This window comes from uncultured Parasphingorhabdus sp., from assembly GCF_963975555.1.
In the GTDB taxonomy this organism is placed as follows: Bacteria; Pseudomonadota; Alphaproteobacteria; order Sphingomonadales; family Sphingomonadaceae; genus Parasphingorhabdus.
Map to the genome: position 1 here is coordinate 84,819 of NZ_CAXBHH010000008.1, position 17,207 is coordinate 102,025.

The following is a 17,207-nucleotide window of genomic DNA, read 5'->3' on the forward strand; positions in this document are numbered from 1 at the left end:
AACGTCACCACGACTGGGTCTGTCAGAAACCCCACGTCACCAGCGCTGCGACATGGGGCCGGTGATCAGTTATAGCTGGCGAATATCCGCTGTCCCTTGGGACCGAAGGCAACCACCTGATAAGGCTCCGTCATATCCTGATATTCCATGCCGGGCGATCCCACTGGCATGCCGGGAACCGCCAGGCCGATTACATCTTCGGGTTTTTCGCTGAGCAATTTCCGGATCGCTTCGGCCGGGACATGGCCTTCGATAACATAGCCTTCAACGATCATCGTGTGGCAGGCGCGAAGCTCGTTTGGCACACCGTGCAGATCCTTGACCATCTGCATGTCGGCATTTTCAGCGATTACCTCGGCATCAAGACCGGTAGAAGCATGATCCGCCCATTCCAGACAGCAACCGCAGCCGGCATCCCGGTACATGGTGTAGCTTGCCGCCTGCGCTGCTGTCGAACAAGCTGCCAGCGATACTAGCAACAGTCCGGCCGCGCTGGTCTCCTTCATCGATTTGGCAATAGCTCCGATCATCAAACTTTCCTTTCAAATTGCCGCCCGCTGCCGAAGCAGCAAGACCGGCGGATCACCGTTTCACTTTTTCAAACAGGTCGATCAATTCTTCAAATTTCTCTTTTTGCTCGGCCGGACTACCGGTCGCGATCGCTTCGCTGACGCAGCAGGCGGCATGGTCTTTCAATATCTGGCTTTCGACCTTTGCCAGCGCGGATTTCACCGCCTGCACCTGATGCAATATGTCGATACAATAGCGGTCGTCGGTCACCATCTGGGCGATACCGCGCACCTGTCCCTCGATGCGGCGAAGCCGGTTGATTTTCTGATCCACTGCACCTTTGGCCATGATATCCCTCTTGTATTGGTACCCCATGGGGGTATATGTCAACTTATGCAAAAAACCAACATGAAATATTCCCGCCGCTCGATGATCCGCTCTCTCGCTGCATTGAGCGGCCTCGCCGCCCTGCCGATGCCCGCCTGGGCCACCGGCAAGATGGGCGGTCATGGAGGCGGTCTGGTGCGCAAGGGCATCAACGAGCTTTCCGGCGCGAATATCGATCTGCATATTGCCGATGGCAGCTTCGCCACCGGTGGTCGGTCGGGCCATGCGATTGCCGTAAACGGTACGATTCCGGGACCGCTGATCCGGATGAAGGAGGGTGAGCAGACGATACTCTCCGTGCACAATATGCTCGATGTCGACAGCTCGGTCCACTGGCATGGCCTGCTCTTGCCGTTCCAGTTTGACGGTGTGCCGGGGATCAGTTTTCCGGGGATCAAGCCCGGCCAGCGTTTCGACGTGCCGCTCACGCCGCGCCAGTCCGGCACTTACTGGTGGCACAGCCATAGCGGGCTGCAAGAACAGAGCGGCCATTATGGCCCGATCATCATCGATCCCGCTGGCCCCGATCCGGTGCAATATGACCGCGAGCATATCATATTGCTCAGCGAATTCACCCCGATGCACCCGCATGCCATCATGAAGAAGCTGAAAGTGGCAGAGGGCTATTTCAGCATGCAGAAGACCAGCGCCACGGACGATTATGATTTGAGCGGTGAAGAACGGCGGATGTGGGGAAAGATGCGGATGATGCCGACCGATATCGCCGATGTCTCTGCGCCGACTTATAGCTATCTGATCAACGGCCACGGGCCGGATGACGGGCTGGAGCTTCCCTATAGCCCGGGCGAGCGGGTCCGCCTGCGGATCATCAACGGCAGCGCGATGACCTTCTTCAACATCCGCCTGCCCGGCCTGCCGATGACATTGGTACAGGCCGATGGCGTCAACGTGCAGCCGGTAGAGGTCGATGAACTGCAGATCGGGGTCGCCGAAACCTATGATGTGATTGTCACGCCGACCGAAGCGGGTGCTTTCGCGGTTGCGGCGGAGAGCATGGACCGGAGCGGCATGGCGCAGGCATCGCTCACCTCGCAACCGGGGCGAAAGGCCGCCTTCCCTGCCCTGCGCGATCCGCCGTTGCTGACGATGGTGGATATGGGAATGAACCATGGTGGTGGTGATGCAGGACCGGTCGAGCCGATGGATCATAGCAAGATGGACCATGCGGCCATGGGGCATGCCATGCCGGAATCGCCGCCTGCTGACGCGCACAGCGGGCACGACATGAGCGCAATGGATATGAGCAGCGGCATGAATATGCGCGACACGTCGCTGCTGCCCGATACAGTCAAGGTCGGCCCCGGCATTGATATGGTGGCGATGAGCCCCCAGGATCGCACTGGCTATCCGGGGCTGGGTCTGGAGGATGTGCCGCACCGGGTCCTGAACTATCGCCTGCTCAAGTCGCTCGAGATGGATCATGGGAAGCGCGCGCCCGACCGCGAGATGGAATTGCATCTGACCGGCAATATGGAACGCTATATGTGGAGCTTTGACGGCAAGAAAATGAGCGCGGTCGGTGATGCGCCGATCCGCTTTGGCTTTAACGAGCGGGTGCGGGTCAAGCTGGTCAATGACACGATGATGGCCCACCCGATCCACCTGCACGGCATGTTTTTCGAGCTGGTCAATGGTCAGGGCCATCACCAGCCGAAGAAACATACGGTGATCGTCCAGCCGGGCAGCAGCGCTACTTTTGACGTGACCACCGACGAGCCGGGCGACTGGGCGTTCCACTGCCATTTGCTCTACCATATGCACGCCGGGATGATGCAGACAGTCAGCGTCGCCTTTCCGGAAGGAGCGGCATGATGCGGCTATTGGCAACAAGCCTGATGGCGATGATCGCGACAACACCCGCACTGGCGCAGGACCATAGCCAGATGGATCACAGCGCGCATCAGATGCCAGCAGCTGCGGAAGCCGAGCCCGAGGTAGATCATTCGCAAATGGACCATGGTGCTTTGGGTCACGGTCCGCCAGCCGCCATGCAAACACGGTCCCCGAACAGCCTGACCGGCCCGCCCAATGCGGCGGATGCGATCTGGGGTGCGGATGCCATGCGTCCGGCCCGCGTAGCGCTCTATCAGGAACACGGCAATATGCAGATGTTCTGGTTCCAGGGCGACCGGCTGGAATATCGCGCACGCGCAGGTGAGGATGGCTATCTGTGGGACGTACAGGGCTATTATGGCGGCGACATCGACAAATTCTGGTTCAAGAGCGAAGGCGAAGGCAGTTTCGGCGAGCCGGTGGAAAGCGCCGAAATACAGGCACTATACAGCCGTGCCATCGCGCCCTTCTTCGACCTGCAAGCCGGCGTCCGGCAGGACCTGGCCGGCCCCGACCGCACCCATGCGGTGATCGGCGTACAGGGCCTGATGCCTTATATGTTCGAAGTCGATGCCGCTGCATTCCTCTCCACCGAGGGCGACCTGACCGCGCGGATCGAAGCGGAATATGACCAGCGCCTCACCCAGCGCCTAATCCTGCAACCGCGCGCAGAGGTTAACCTGTCAGCTCAGGATATTCCCGAACTGGGCATCGGCTCCGGGATCGACAATCTCGAACTCGGCCTGCGCCTGCGCTACGAAATGGCGCGGGAGTTTGCGCCCTATATTGGCATCGAACAGGAATGGAAGTTCGGCGGCAGCCGTGATTTTGCGCGAGCAGCGGGCGAGGACGCAAGCGTCACCAACTATGTGGTGGGGGTGCGTTTCTGGTTTTGATCAATACGGCTTGGCGGCTGATTCGATAGACTGTTTGTCGCCGCCGACCGCATAGCCACGGAACTCCCGACACGTTTCCGTGTAGTTAAATGGAAGCGAGGAAAAATCATGCTGCTAGAAAAAATCAAGACACCCGGGCTGTCCCATCTTTCCTATCTGGTCGGTTCCGGCGGCAAGGCAGCCGTCATCGATCCCAGACGAGACTGCGATATTTATCTCGAGACGGCGCGCGCCGAAGGACTCGAGATCACCCATATCTTCGAGACCCATCGCAACGAAGATCTGGTTTCCGGCGCGCCGATATTGGCAAGCATGACAGGCGCCACGGTATATCATGGTCCCAATCCGGCGGGTGACGTTCTTTATGCGAAGACCGCCCGTGAAGGCGACCGTTTCGACATCGGGCAGCTGGTGATCGAGATCATCGAAACCCCCGGCCATACGGACGATCATATCGCCTTTGCGCTTTATGACCGCGAATATCCTGACGGTGCTGTCGGCGTATTCACCGGAGACGCGCTGTTCGTGGGAGATGTCGGCCGCACCGATTTCTACCCGGATCGCAAACGGGAAGTGGCCGGACTATTGTTTGATTCTCTGCAGAAAATTCTGGCGCTCGGCGATCAGGCGATGATCTATCCTGCCCATGGTGCGGGATCGGTTTGCGGGTCGGGAATGGCCGAACGGGAATTTTCGACGGTCGGGCACGAACGGAGAAACAATCCGCGGCTGCAAATCAAAAGTCGGGATGAATTTATCGACGCGAAGATCAACGAGAACCATTATCAGCCCCCTTATTTCCGGTTGATGGAACGCCTTAATCTGGAAGGTGGCGATCCTGCACCGCGGGTGCGACGGCCGAAAAACCTCAGCCTGTCGGAACTGGACGAATGTTCAGTTACCCGTTTGGTAGATATCCGTGATCCCATGGCATATGCTTCCGGTCATTTTCCGGGATCGATGAGTTTGCCGGTCGACATGATACCGGCATTTGCCGGATGGTTCATCGGCGAGGAAGACAGCATATTGCTGATCGGTTCGGACGAAAGCCAGCTTGCCAGCGCAACGGAACATCTGGTTCGTATCGCGATCGACAATATCGTTGGCGGATATACCGGCCTCGTTCCGGCCGCGGCCGCAGGAAAAAGCCTCGCGCAAATCCCGATGATCAAGACAGACGAGGCGAGAAGGCGTCTGGAAGAAGATCGCAGCAACTGGACTTTGCTCGACGTGCGTGATGCGGATGAACGCAGCGAAGCCTCAATCGACGGGTCCCAGCATATCTATGTCGGCGAATTGAATGAACGGTGGAAAGAGCTCGACAAGTCGCGTCATTATACCCTGATGTGCGCCAGCGGAATGCGTGCGACCATAGCAGCGGGTTGGCTGGCCAGTCGGGGATTTGGAAAACTCGACATCTATCTGGGCTCGATGGGCGCCTGGAAAGCGTCCCAAGAGGAGAAATAGGAGACTGTGTTTACGGCAGATAATTCCCGGATTTTATTCCGTCACCGAATTCTTGCCTCTGATGCTCCAGAACAGTTTTCCAGCCAATATGCCAAGCAGAATGGCAACAATGTCCGCGGCGAAATCCATCCAGTCGGCATCGCGTCCTAATCCCATGGACCATTGCAGAAGCTCTATGCCGCCGCCGAAGACCATCAGCAGAACGAACAGGAGCGCGGCATTTGTACGCGCCCACAGAAGCCGCGCCATCAGCGACAGGGTGAAAAATGCAAGCCCGTGGTTGAGCTTGTCATAGGCAAAAACCGTCGGCGCTTCTGCCGCAGGCATGATCGATATCGCGAGGATGATGCCGAGCAGCAGCCAAAACAGGATACGAAATATTTTCTGGGTCTTCATCGGGGATTACCTAGCTGGCCGGACATGACCGATCCGTTAACCGCTAGATCAAAATATGACCTGTGACCAGCGCCGCACCCTGTGCCTGATCGCTGTGGGAGGCAGGATATTATCCGCCAGATTATATATATAGGATCGGCGCCCATAGCCTTATGGCCGGTTCACCGATCCACTCGTTTTTATCACACAAAATTCTGCACATTGATCAGATTACACATTGATCAGATTATGCGTCACAATGATCAGCACGCTGGTCGTGACAAATCCTAGCAATGCAGAGATATAGGTTGCGCGATCGTTAGACATGACATTTTCCTTTCCAATAATATTATCTGGTGCGACGGGCCTAAATCGGGGGATGGCTCATGCTCGCCGCGCCATTCTGCGTGTCCCGGTTATACGGTCAGAACCGTCATCGGGAACGATGCGAGGGCCAGGGAAAAACTCGTTACCGTAGCGAAAAATGCGCCGATCAGAGCGACGGTGTTGAACTTGGTCATTTCACGTCTCCAGGATTTGGGGTTTCGATTCGAACGGTGGATCAACCCGCCGTCCTGAGCTCCAATTACACCGGTCCGGATCGAGGTGCTAACACCAGTCCTGCAAATATGTTATGCAGGAACGCATAGCCTCGGGTTCTTGAAGAGAATTGGCCATGTTGGACTGGAACGACTTGCGTTATTTCCTGGCTGTCGCCCGAACCGGCAGCACGCTTGCGGCAGCGAAACATCTCGCTGTCAGTCAGTCAACGATATCCCGCCGCGTTACTGCGCTCGAAGCCATGATCGGGGTCAAACTGTTTGTGCGCAAGCCTTCCGGTTATACCCTCACCCCGCGCGGAGAATCGGTTTTGCCCGCAGCGGAATCGGTCGAGGCAGCTATCCTGTCCTTCTCGCACAGCATAGCCGCAGAGGCTCGCCGCGTCGCTGGCACGGTACGACTGACGACGGTCGAATCTGCTGCCAACGCCTGGATTATCCCGACGCTGGGCCTGCTCCGCGCCCGTTATCCTGACTTGAGACTGGAGATACTGACATCGGATCAGAACCTGGACATCACGCGCGGAGAATGTGACGTCGCGCTTCGATTTGGCGCAAAGCCGACAGAGGAGATGCTGATCGTGCGGCATCTGATCGATATGCAGGAGACATTCTACGCGCATGAGAAATTGGTGATGAAACTGGGCATGCCCGACAATCTGGCAGCCGTGACCAGATATCCGCTAATCATGTCGATGGATCAGGAAGGGAAGATCGGTCGCTGGATGACGGAAAGTTTTCCGGACGCGGAAATCGCGCATCGGGCCAATACACTTTCAAGTATCATTGCGAGCGTACGCTCTGGTGTTGGCGCTTCGATCCTTCCCTGCCTGATAGGAGACGACACGAGAGGTCTGGTCAGGCTGCTGCCACCGATTGCCGAGCTGACCATGCCGGGCTGGATCGTGACGACGGACGAGGCACGCCGGCAGCCGCATATTCGCGCGCTCATCGATTTTGTTGTCGAGCAAATCCAGCTCTCGCTTGCCCGCAGCTCTTCCCGTCTGTCGGTGGTACGGGCGGCCTGAACACAGTCCGCCGGTTTCAATGAGATACAAGATGAACGGCTAAATCCTGATAAGGCTGGACTAGGCCCTGCTCAGCAATATACGTAGACAGGAACGGATATGCACAAAATGCAATGGACTTGCAGTGGCAAGCCATAAAAAATCCGACGACCGGTCATGGGAGATCATATTGTGAAAATTACGCTGGCAGCTATATTGGCATTATCCGCGCTAGGCCTGAGTTCCACGCAATCAGCAGCACAGGATGATCCGGCACCGGGCTCCAATGATCTCGACACGGTCTCGATCAAAAGCGCGAGCGGCGACACTTTATCGCTGCAACAGAAATCGACCCAGACCGAAGCCCTGCAAATTACCGACGGTATATTTCAGGCCACCGGTTTCGGGAACAGCTTCCTCGTCGTGACAGACGAAGGCAATGTGGTCATCGACACATCATTGCCGCAAAATGCTGCGGGTCACAAGACGCTGCTCGACGCAGTCAGCAACAAGGTTCCGACATATATTATTGCGACCCACGCTCATGGTGATCATGTTGGCGGCATCCCGCTCTGGCGCGGCAAAAACACGCAGGTAATCGCGCAAGAAAACTCGGTCGAGTTTCTCCATTATCAAAAGCGCCTTTCGGGTTTTTTCGCCCTCCGCAACTCGGCCCAATTCGGGCTCGACATCGCCAAGCCAGACGTCGGCGATACCTATCCGGGCAATTTCGAGGCAGACATTCCCGCGACCATCCTGTTCGATGACAAATATGAGTTTCGTCTCGGCGGACTGACTTTCGTCGTCGAGAGCGCCCCGGCGGAGACTCTGGATGCGCTGACCGTCTGGATTCCGGAAAAAAGCACCGTGTTCATTGGCGACCTGATTTATGAATCCTTTCCCAATATCTACACGCTGCGCGGCACCAAACCGCGTTGGGCGCTCGACTATGTCCGGTCGATCGAAGACGTTCTGCAGCTCGACGCCGAGATCATGATCCCGAGCCACGGCGAAGCGATCAAGGGCGCCGACGCGGTTCGCGCCGCGCTGACCAGATATCGCGATGCGATTCTTTATGTCCATGATGCGACCGTCGCCGGAATGAACGCGGGCAAAGATGTTTACAGCCTGATGGAGGAAATAAAGCTTCCAGAAGAGCTCGCCCTGCCCGAACAATATGGCACGGTGAAATGGACGGTCCGCGGCATATATGACGGCTATGCCGGCTGGTTCGACGGCAACCCCTCTTCGATATTGTCGATCAAGCCCAATGCATCCAATGTCAGTCTGGTCAAGATGGCGGGCGGTCCCGATGCTGTTGTCGCACAGGCAGAAGCGCTGTTCGGCAAGGGCGAGGATCTGTCCGCCTTGTCACTGGCGGAAAGCGTGTTGTCGGTTGACCCCAAGTACAAACCCGCCTGGGCCGTCCGGTTAAAAATATTGGAGAAGCTGCACAAGAACTCCGCCAATTTTAACGAAGCGGGCTGGTTGGGATATGGCATTCGGCAATCACGAAAAGCGCTCGAGGAATAAGCGGGCGTAATTGACCCCGCATAGGAGGGTCAATCTGCGCTCATTCAATGGTGCGGGTTTTGTAGGGCAATGTTCGTCAACGTTCAGGCCAAGACAGCTCGTTCAGCCCTTGGGCGCTCTTGATATTTTGCTGACCGTACTGGCTGTCGCCGTCAACACATTATCTTCGTTGTAAACATGGCCTTCCATGAAGACGATTTTATAGCCTTGCTTGATCGCCCAGCCCTCAACCCGTAACTTTCCAGCCCGGGTCGGTTCCAGATATGTGGTCTTTATTTCCAGCGATGACAGGCCGACAATATCCGGATCGTGCAGGAACAGGGCGTGGCTCATGGCAGCATCCAGCATAGCGGTGACAAAGCCGCCCTGGACGATATCGATCGAATGGCAATAATCTTTGCCGATATCAAATTCGAATGTGCAGGCGCATTTGTCGGCATCGATATCAACCAGCTTTCCGCCCAGCAACCGGATAAACTTGGGGCCGTTTCGATTGCTCTCTTCGATTATTTTTTCTTTGTTTTTCATAAATATATTCCGCGTCGACCGTTGATGACGACGCTCCATTGTCCCGAACAAGGTTAAGTTATGGAGTCGATTGATTGAGAGCGTTTGCCCAAAGGAAGCATTGACTGCCCCCCCCGTCTGCAAGCGCCCCTCAGTTCACGCCGCGATCATTGCCTTCCCAATAAGGCGCGCGCAGTTCGCGGCGCAGGATCTTGCCGCTGGCGTTTCTTGGCAGTTCCGCAATCACGTCGACCGTTTTCGGCACCTTGAAACCGGCGATCCGTTCGCGAGCCCAGGCGATGACACTGTCGGTGTCGATCTCACCGGCGTCCGGTTTTGGTGAGACGACCGCTTTGACCGCTTCGCCCCATTTGGCGTCGGGGATGCCGATGACCGCGACTTCATTGACCTGCGGGTGACCGAAGATCGCGTTCTCGACTTCCGCCGGATAGACATTCTCGCCGCCGGAGATAATCATGTCCTTGACCCGGTCCTTGATATAGAAATAGCCGTCTTCATCCATCACAGCCGCGTCGCCGGTGTAGAGCCAGCCGTCGGCGTCGACCGTCTCGGCGGTCTTCTCCGGATTATCGTAATAATGCAACATGTTGAGGCCGGATCGTGTGGCGATTTCTCCGATCGTGCCGGGCGGAACTTCCTGACGATTTTCGTCGACGATTTTCAATTCGACGCTGGGCAGTGCGATACCGATACCGCGCATCCGTTCGTTGCCGTCGGGATCATGATCCTCGGGCGGCAGGATGCAGATGGTACCCGTCGTCTCGGTCATGCCATATTGCTGACAGAACAGCGCCTTCGGCATGGTCTGCATACACTGGCGCAGCAGTTCCAGCGGGATCGGCGCAGCGCCATATGTGATGGAACGGACACTGGAAAAATCGGTATCCTTGGCGCGCGGCCAGTTGACCAGCATCTGCAGCGCGGTCGGCACGAGGAAGAACTGGTTGAGCCCCTTGTCGATGCAATCGAGCACGCTGTCGGGGTGAAATTCGGGAATGACCATCATCGTCGCGCCGTTGTAAAAGGCGATCGGGCCGATGCCGGAACCAGCAATATGCGCGCAGGGCATGACCGCAAGCGTGCTGTCGCCCGATTTCAGATCAATCCAGGCATGATCCGGATGATCCTCGATCAACGGCCGCAGCTTGAACAGATTGTCGCTGGACAGCACCGCGCCCTTGGGATTGCCGGTGGTACCAGAGGTGTAGAGTTGCAGCACGCCTTCCACCGGGTCGCATTGGGTAAGATCACCGGGCGTGGTGTTGGCGACAAAATCGGCCAGATTTGGCAGATCGGTGCCAGACTCTGTGCAGATTATCACCTTGGCAGCGGGCGACTGTTGCGCCGCATTTTTTGCGATCTCGGCAAATTCCGATTCGCAGATCAGCAACGGCGCCTTTGTGTCTTTCAGAACATAGGCGACTTCCGGCGTAGCGAGACGCCAGCCGATCGGCGCGATGACCATGCCGGCACGACTGGCCGCGGCGAACAGGGTGAAATAGAGCCCGCTGTTCTTGCCCAGCCAGCATATGCGGTCGCCCTTGGCCAGTCCCGCGCCGGCAAAGGCCTGCGCATAAGCGGTGACCCGTTTGTCGAGTTCGGCATAGCTGACGAGACCGTCGGGATCATCAATCGCGATATTATCGGGGGTATTCGCAGCCCAATGGGCGATGGAAGACCCCATGCAACGTCGTGTCTCTGTCATTTGCCCGCTCCTTGCTATTTTGCGCCCTTGTTAATCGGGCGATTAAGGCATGGCAAGAGGAACGGTGTTTGCCCCTCCTCTAAAGAGGAAGGGCTAGGTTGTTTTCCGATAGACCAGTGATATATTATTAGCCGGCATCTCGACCAGGCTCTCACGGGCAAAGCCGTTGCGCGCCGCCAGCGCGTCCATATCGGCAACATCGCGCAGACCCCAGCGGAGATTGCGGCTCTTGAGGCTGCGTTCGAAGGCGAGATTGCCCGGTGCGGTTTCGACGCCATCGCGCAGATAGGGACCATAGAGGTAGAAAGGCGCGCCCGGATTGAGGAGTCTTCCCGCCTTTTCCATCAGACCGATGCTGGATTCCCACGGGCTGATATGGACCATGTTGATGCACAGGATCGCCGCCGCGTTCTCCACGTCCCATTCTGCGGCCTGCGCATCGAGCTGTTTCGGCGGCAGGATATTCGACACCGCTTCGCGCTTGGTCCACGCGGCGATAGATTCGCAGCATGCCGGATCGGGGTCGCTGGGCTGGAAGGTCAGATTGGGAAAAGTCCGACCAAAATAGACAGCATGTTCGCCGGTGCCGCTGGCGATTTCCAGCACGATTCCCTGATCGGGCAGGATGTCGCGTAATACCGCCACAATAGCATCGCGGTTGCGGAGCGTTGCCGGGGCATGCCGCTGTTCGCCAAGGGCAGCGTCGTCGATCGTCCAGGGTTTGGAATCAGCCATTGCTAGAACCTGCTATTCTTTGTCATTTGCCGAACGGAACTGCGTCATAGTCGGCCTTCACTGCCGCATAGCGCATATCGATGCCCACAGCGAACTCCGGATGGGAGAAAATATACAGGCGATTGTCCTCGACGCAAGTCGCCGTCCACTCGCCCAGATCGGCAGGATCGAGACCGCCATCGATCACCTTGCTCATTTCCTTGAACTTCGGATCTTCTTCATTCCCACCGCCGGTCGGCTTGTTAAAGCCGCTACGGTGGATGTTGGTTTTAACCCATGCGGGACACAATACGCTGACCCCGATATCGGCGGGAGCCAGTTCCTGTTGCATGGCTTCGGAATAGCCGACGACCGCGAATTTTGTCGCGTGATAGGGCGCCATGCCCGGACCAGCGATGTGGCCCGCCAGCGATGCGGTGTTGATGAAATGACCGCCCTCCCCGTGGCTTTTCATCAGCGGCGTGAATATTTCCACGCCGTGCACCACACCCATCAGATTGATATCGACGATCCAGCGCCAGTCTTTCAGATCGATGTCGCCGGTCGTGCCGCCCAGCGCAACGCCGGCATTATTGACCACGATATGGACTTTACCGAAACGGTCGATGGTCGCCTGCGCAGCCGCGCGCATTTGCGCTTCGTCTGCCACATCGCAAACCACGGTTGCCACATCAGCCCCATCGGCTCGCAACGTTTCTGCAGCAGCATCGAGCGTGGACTGATCGATATCGGCGAGCATCAATTTCGCGCCGCGCTTGGCAAAGGCTTTGGCGATGCCAAGCCCGATACCCGCAGCTCCGCCGGTGATGAAGGCTACGCTGCTGCTGTCGATTTTCATAATATATGCTTTCGAAAGGATATTGGCGGAAGGAATTTGAAGGCTTATTGCCGACCATGGAGCGGTAATGCCAGTCTTATGGTCCGGATTGCCGAGATTATATGGTTCGGGGTTTCTTCTTCACAGTTTTTGCGCCGGTAGTTTTGAGGGCACAATCGCTACGTTCAAGAGTTTGCCTGTCCGACGGTTTTGCGATATCATCTTGGCTGATGATGAAATTTTTCCGCCCCGAAGAAGACAGCGCGCAGGTCAGATTTCCGCCACCGCTGGTCTTTGTCGGTTTTCTGCTGACCGGAATGTTGCTCGACCATCTGAGCGACCGGCTACCGGACTTCATTCCGGTGTCTCCCTTGATCATGGCGGCCGGGGGGATTGCCCTCTTATCCGGTATCTTTGTAATGCTGGCCGGAACCAGCCGTTTTAGAAAACTGGGCAATAATCTCGAGCCATGGAAGCACAGCAACCAGATCGTCAGCACCGGCATCTACCGCTTTACCCGCAATCCGATGTATCTGGGCATGGCGCTGCTATACCTCGGCCTTGTCTTATGGTTTCGTAGCAGCTGGGCCATGATCCTGTTGCCGGTGGCAATCCTGGTCATCCGCACACAGGTGATCGCGCGCGAAGAACGCTATCTGACAGCAAAATTTGGCGACGAATATCTCGATTATAAGGCCAGGGTTCGCCGCTGGGTCTAGTCCGCGTCGCCGATCGGCTGGCGCCGCCAGATGGCAGCCAGAAAACTGCCGATAACCACATGATAGACAGCGGAGATTGCGGCGGGGACCGGCGCGAGGGCTGCCTGCATCGGGGTGGCAAATTGCGCGGCGAAAGTGGGCGTGGATGCTAGGCTGGAACCGAGACCGCTGTTCTGCATACCGACTTCAATACTGATCGTCCGGCGTTCTGCCACCCCGAGACCCATGGCCCTGGTGATCAGATAGCCGAGACCGAAGCCGAAGACATGGAGCAAGAATATCGCCAGCATCAGCACGCCGAAATGCGCTTCGATCAGCGCCTTGCTGTTGGCGATAATCCCGCCGATGATCAGCACGACGACGATCACCGATACGAGCGGGGAAATAACGGCGAGCTTCTCCGTCGTCCTGGGCAGATAGCGGTTGATCAGGACGCCCGCGATCACCGGCAGTAATACGATCGAGACCATGTTGATGAACAGGCTCCACTGGTCGATCTCGACATATTTCCCGGCCAGCAAACCGGTGAGCAGCGGCGTTGCGATAACCGCGATCAGGGTCGAGGCCATGGTCATCGTCACCGACAGCGCCAGATTGGCATTGGCGAGATAGGCCACGACATTGGACGCCGTACCACCCGGGCAACAGGAAACCAGGATCAGGCCAACCGCGAGACCGGTTTCCAGCCCGAATATCGTAGCGAGGAAAATACCGGCAAAAGGCATCACGGTGAATTGCAATATGACACCGGTTGCCACGCATCTCGGGATTTTGGTGATCCGCTTGAAATCTTCGAACGACAGGGTCAGACCCATGCCGAGCATCACCAGTCCCAGCAACACGCTGACCAGAGGCTGGCCAAACGGACGGAAGCGGCCATCAACGACCCATAGAAAATGATCGGGTACAAACCATGCCCAGACTGTCCCCAAAACTGTCCACAAGGCAAACAGGTTGGTCAGACGATGGATCAAAGCTCTCTCCCCCCCGGTTTTACCGTTTGCACTGAGCTTGTCGAAGTGCCTCCATCGACCGGAAACTGTCCTTCGACAGGCTCAGGACGAACAGAGCAACGGTAAATTACAGCAATTTTTGCCCTTTATTCCGCAGCTTGAGCAAATTCCTCCGGTTCCGTCCACACCAATATCGGTTTGCGAGCGGCTTGCGTTTCATCCAGCCGGCGACGGGGGGCGAAATAGGGCGCGGATTTCAGCAGTTCGTCGCCTGCCTTGGCACGCTCGGCCACCGAGCGGAATGCACCGATAAACTGGTCGATCGCGGCCTTGCTCTCGGTCTCGGTCGGCTCGACCAGCATCGCACCGTGTACCACCAAGGGGAAATACATGGTCATCGGATGATAGCCCTCGTCGATCATGCCCTTGGCGAGATCGAGCGTCGACAAATCGTTGGTAAAGCCTTTGTCCGAGAACAGGGCTTCATGCATGCAGGGCCCGCTCTTCGCGAACGGCGCATCGAGCACGCCTTCAAGGCTGCGCAGGATATAATTGGCGTTGAGCACGGCGTCTTCGGACACCTGCTTCAGGCCATCGGCACCGTGGCTGAGCATATAGGCCAGCGCACGGGTGAACATGCCCATCTGGCCGTGGAAGGCGACCATCCGGCCAAAGCTGTTGCTGTGATGCTCGTCGGCCGTTTCTTCCTCGACCAGACGGAAATGGCCATTGTCCGTTTTCTCGACAATCGGTAGCGGCGCATAAGGCGCCAGCGCTTCGGAAAAGACCACCGGACCGGAACCGGGACCGCCGCCGCCATGCGGCGTCGAGAAGGTCTTGTGCAGGTTGATATGCATGGCGTCCACACCGAGATCGCCGGGCCGGACTCGGCCGACAATCGCGTTGAAATTGGCTCCGTCGCAATAGACCAGACCACCGGCGGCGTGCACCGCGTCGGAAATCGCCTTCATGTCCGGTTCGAACAGGCCGCAAGTATTGGGATTGGTGATCATGACACCGGCAACATCGGGACCAAGCCGCGCCTTGAGCGCTTCCAGATCGACCCGGCCATCTTTATTGGCGGGAATATTCTCCACTTTGTAACCGGCAAAGGCCGCCGTCGCAGGATTGGTGCCGTGGGCGCTTTCCGGCACCAATATCACTTCACGGGCATCGCCGCGCGCTTCCAGCGCTGAGCGGATCGCCAATATGCCGCACAGCTCGCCATGCGCGCCTGCTTTTGGCGACATTGCGACCGCTGGCATACCGGTCAGCAGCTTCAGCCATTCTGCCAGTTCGTGAATCAATTCCAGGGCACCCTGCACGCTTTCCACCGGCTGCAACGGATGGATATCGGCAAAACCCTTGAGCCGCGCCATTTTCTCGTTGAGCCGCGGATTGTGCTTCATTGTGCAGCTACCAAGCGGGAACAGGCCAACGTCGATGGCATAATTCTGGCGGCTAAGCCGTGTATAATGACGCATCATTTCGCCTTCGGACAAGCCGGGAATGGCGATCGGCGCTTCGCGTTCGAGACCACCGAGACGGCTTTCGACAGCCGGTGCTTCGGGCAGATCAACGCCGCTGCGGTCCGAAGACCCGATTTCAAAAATCAGCGGTTCGTCCACCATCAAGGCGCGGTTGCCGGTGTGGGTGGTGACGCTATTCTGGTCGGGCATGATCAAATCGGCTTCCTGTTTGGTCGGGCGTCCTTCGGCGAGCATGTTCATGACAGGGCTCCTTCAAGAGCCGTCGCCAGCGCTTCGATTTCTCCATCGGTTGATGTTTCCGTCACTGCGACAAGCAAGCCGTGAGCGAGATTTTTCTCTTCCGGATACAGGCGACCGAGCGAGACACCGGCCAATATTCTCTGATCGGCAAGCTGCCGGACAATAGGTCGGGAATCTGCATCAAGAACCAGCGTGAACTCGTTGAAAAAACTGTCATTCAATAGTTTCACGCCCGGAATTTTCGACAGCCGGTCCGCCGCTTGCACCGCTTTCTTGTGATTGAGCATCGCCAGTTCGCGCAGACCTTTTTCACCGAGCAAGGTCATATGCGCGGTGAACGCGAGCGCGCAAAGTCCGCTGTTGGTGCAGATATTCGACGTCGCTTTCTCGCGACGGATATGCTGCTCACGGGTGGAAAGCGTCAGCACAAAACCGCGCTTGCCTTCGGCGTCGACGGTCTCCCCGCAGAGCCGGCCAGGCATCTGCCGGACATATTTCTGCTTGCAGCCGAACAGTCCAACATAGGGGCCGCCAAATTGCAGACCGACGCCCAATGACTGGCCTTCGCCTACGACAATATCCGCGTCCATTTCACCCGGCGATTTGATCGCGCCAAGAGCGACAGGTTCCGTCACAACAGCAACCAGCAACGCTTTATGCTGGTGCGCTTTTTCCGCGAGCGCGGAAAGGTCGTCGATACGGCCCAATATATCGGGATATTGAACGACTACGCAGCTGGTTTCGTCATCGATCTGGTCGAGCAGGCTCTGGCCATCGGTCGCGGCTTCAAGACTCGGGGCCTGATAAGCCAAATCATCTTTGGTGAAGCGCGCCATGGTCTTGGCGACCGAAACATAATGCGGATGCAGGCCCGACGAGAGTATGGCCTTGCCGCGCTTGGTGATCCGGCGCGCCATGGTGATGGCTTCCCAGCATGCGGTCGAGCCGTCATACATCGAGGCATTGGCGACATCAACGCCGAACAGACGCGCGACCTGGGTCTGGAATTCGAACAATGTCTGCAACGTGCCTTGCGCGATCTCGGGCTGATAAGGCGTATAAGCGGTAAGAAATTCGCCGCGCTGGATGATATGGTCGACGCTGGCCGGGACATGGTGGCGATAGGCCCCTGCCCCGAGGAAGAAGGGCATATCGCCAGCGGCGTGATTCTTGCGCGCCAGTCCCTTCATATGCGCTTCCACCGCCATCTCGCCCGCGTGCATCGGCAGTCCGTCGATCGGTCCGGTCAGCCGTGCTTCCTCTGGCACATCGACAAACAGATCATCGACCGATTGCGCGCCGATAGTGGCCAGCATGGATTGCCGGTCGTCGGGAGTCAGCGGGAGATAACGCATTTTCTTTCCTTACTAACACCCCTCCCTTTTTAGGGAGGGGAAAGAGGTCGGTTATGAGGAGGCTGGATCGATGCCA

At 57.3% G+C, this 17,207-nt stretch carries 16 protein-coding genes; 6 read left to right on the forward strand and 10 right to left on the reverse strand.

Going from position 1 to position 17,207, the window contains the following annotated elements:
* Positions 1 to 65: 65 nt before the first annotated feature.
* The gene (locus AAC060_RS14190; RefSeq protein WP_339827321.1) at positions 66 to 530 is read right to left on the reverse strand and encodes a DUF411 domain-containing protein; all 465 of its coding nucleotides are present in this window, start codon (positions 528 to 530) and stop codon (positions 66 to 68) included.
* A gap of 52 nt (positions 531 to 582) precedes the next feature.
* Positions 583 to 858: a metal-sensitive transcriptional regulator gene (locus AAC060_RS14195; protein ID WP_339827324.1), complete on the reverse strand. Its 276-nt coding sequence runs from the start codon at positions 856 to 858 to the stop codon at positions 583 to 585.
* A gap of 60 nt (positions 859 to 918) precedes the next feature.
* Here AAC060_RS14195 and AAC060_RS14200 point away from each other — a divergent pair, with 60 nt between their 5' ends.
* The 3 genes from AAC060_RS14200 (at position 919) to AAC060_RS14210 (ending at position 5,114) form a co-directional block, all read left to right on the forward strand.
* Positions 919 to 2,730, forward strand: coding sequence for a copper resistance system multicopper oxidase (locus AAC060_RS14200; RefSeq protein WP_339827326.1), 1,812 nt, complete (start codon positions 919 to 921; stop codon positions 2,728 to 2,730).
* On the forward strand, positions 2,727 to 3,647 hold the full coding sequence (locus AAC060_RS14205; RefSeq protein ID WP_339827329.1) for a copper resistance protein B: 921 nt from the start codon (positions 2,727 to 2,729) through the stop codon (positions 3,645 to 3,647). The genes AAC060_RS14200 and AAC060_RS14205 overlap by 4 nt, the downstream gene beginning before the upstream one ends.
* A gap of 108 nt (positions 3,648 to 3,755) precedes the next feature.
* A complete protein-coding gene (locus tag AAC060_RS14210; protein WP_339827331.1) occupies positions 3,756 to 5,114 on the forward strand; it encodes an MBL fold metallo-hydrolase in 1,359 nt (452 codons plus the stop codon).
* A 33-nt stretch (positions 5,115 to 5,147) separates the two neighbouring features.
* Here AAC060_RS14210 and AAC060_RS14215 read toward each other — a convergent pair whose 3' ends face one another.
* On the reverse strand, positions 5,148 to 5,510 hold the full coding sequence (locus AAC060_RS14215) for a teicoplanin resistance protein VanZ (protein WP_339827333.1): 363 nt from the start codon (positions 5,508 to 5,510) through the stop codon (positions 5,148 to 5,150).
* A gap of 655 nt (positions 5,511 to 6,165) precedes the next feature.
* Here AAC060_RS14215 and AAC060_RS14220 point away from each other — a divergent pair.
* Together AAC060_RS14220 and AAC060_RS14225 are read left to right on the forward strand one after the other, a co-directional pair.
* The gene (locus AAC060_RS14220) at positions 6,166 to 7,077 is read left to right on the forward strand and encodes a LysR family transcriptional regulator (protein ID WP_339827336.1); all 912 of its coding nucleotides are present in this window, start codon (positions 6,166 to 6,168) and stop codon (positions 7,075 to 7,077) included.
* Positions 7,078 to 7,248: 171 nt separating this feature from the next.
* Positions 7,249 to 8,589 (forward strand): alkyl sulfatase dimerization domain-containing protein, encoded by a 1,341-nt coding sequence (locus AAC060_RS14225; RefSeq protein ID WP_339827338.1) that lies wholly within the window; start codon positions 7,249 to 7,251, stop codon positions 8,587 to 8,589.
* A 102-nt stretch (positions 8,590 to 8,691) separates the two neighbouring features.
* On the opposite strand, the gene AAC060_RS14230 is transcribed toward AAC060_RS14225, so the two are convergent.
* From AAC060_RS14230 to AAC060_RS14245, 4 genes are all read right to left on the reverse strand, one after another.
* Complete coding sequence (locus AAC060_RS14230; RefSeq protein WP_339827341.1) at positions 8,692 to 9,117, reverse strand: PaaI family thioesterase; 426 nt, start codon at positions 9,115 to 9,117, stop codon at positions 8,692 to 8,694.
* Between the two features lie 130 nt (positions 9,118 to 9,247).
* Positions 9,248 to 10,822 (reverse strand): long-chain-fatty-acid--CoA ligase, encoded by a 1,575-nt coding sequence (locus AAC060_RS14235; protein ID WP_339827344.1) that lies wholly within the window; start codon positions 10,820 to 10,822, stop codon positions 9,248 to 9,250.
* Positions 10,823 to 10,915: 93 nt separating this feature from the next.
* Entirely contained in the window at positions 10,916 to 11,557 is a 642-nt protein-coding gene (locus AAC060_RS14240; protein WP_339827346.1) for a DUF938 domain-containing protein, read from the reverse strand.
* Between the two features lie 22 nt (positions 11,558 to 11,579).
* Positions 11,580 to 12,395 carry an SDR family NAD(P)-dependent oxidoreductase gene (locus tag AAC060_RS14245; RefSeq protein WP_339827348.1) on the reverse strand — a complete coding sequence of 272 codons (816 nt, stop codon included), beginning with the start codon at positions 12,393 to 12,395 and terminating at the stop codon, positions 11,580 to 11,582.
* Between the two features lie 209 nt (positions 12,396 to 12,604).
* Between AAC060_RS14245 and AAC060_RS14250 the strand changes: the two genes are divergently transcribed.
* On the forward strand, positions 12,605 to 13,093 hold the full coding sequence (locus AAC060_RS14250; protein WP_339827350.1) for an isoprenylcysteine carboxylmethyltransferase family protein: 489 nt from the start codon (positions 12,605 to 12,607) through the stop codon (positions 13,091 to 13,093).
* Here AAC060_RS14250 and AAC060_RS14255 read toward each other — a convergent pair.
* The 3 genes from AAC060_RS14255 to gcvPA form a co-directional block, all read right to left on the reverse strand.
* Complete coding sequence (locus AAC060_RS14255; RefSeq protein ID WP_339827352.1) at positions 13,090 to 14,067, reverse strand: bile acid:sodium symporter family protein; 978 nt, start codon at positions 14,065 to 14,067, stop codon at positions 13,090 to 13,092. The genes AAC060_RS14250 and AAC060_RS14255 overlap by 4 nt on opposite strands.
* A gap of 125 nt (positions 14,068 to 14,192) precedes the next feature.
* On the reverse strand, positions 14,193 to 15,776 hold the full coding sequence (gene gcvPB / locus AAC060_RS14260; RefSeq protein ID WP_339827354.1) for an aminomethyl-transferring glycine dehydrogenase subunit GcvPB: 1,584 nt from the start codon (positions 15,774 to 15,776) through the stop codon (positions 14,193 to 14,195).
* A complete protein-coding gene (gene gcvPA, locus AAC060_RS14265) occupies positions 15,773 to 17,131 on the reverse strand; it encodes an aminomethyl-transferring glycine dehydrogenase subunit GcvPA (RefSeq protein ID WP_339827355.1) in 1,359 nt (452 codons plus the stop codon). Before gcvPA ends, gcvPB begins: the two co-directional genes overlap by 4 nt.
* Positions 17,132 to 17,207: the final 76 nt, after the last annotated feature.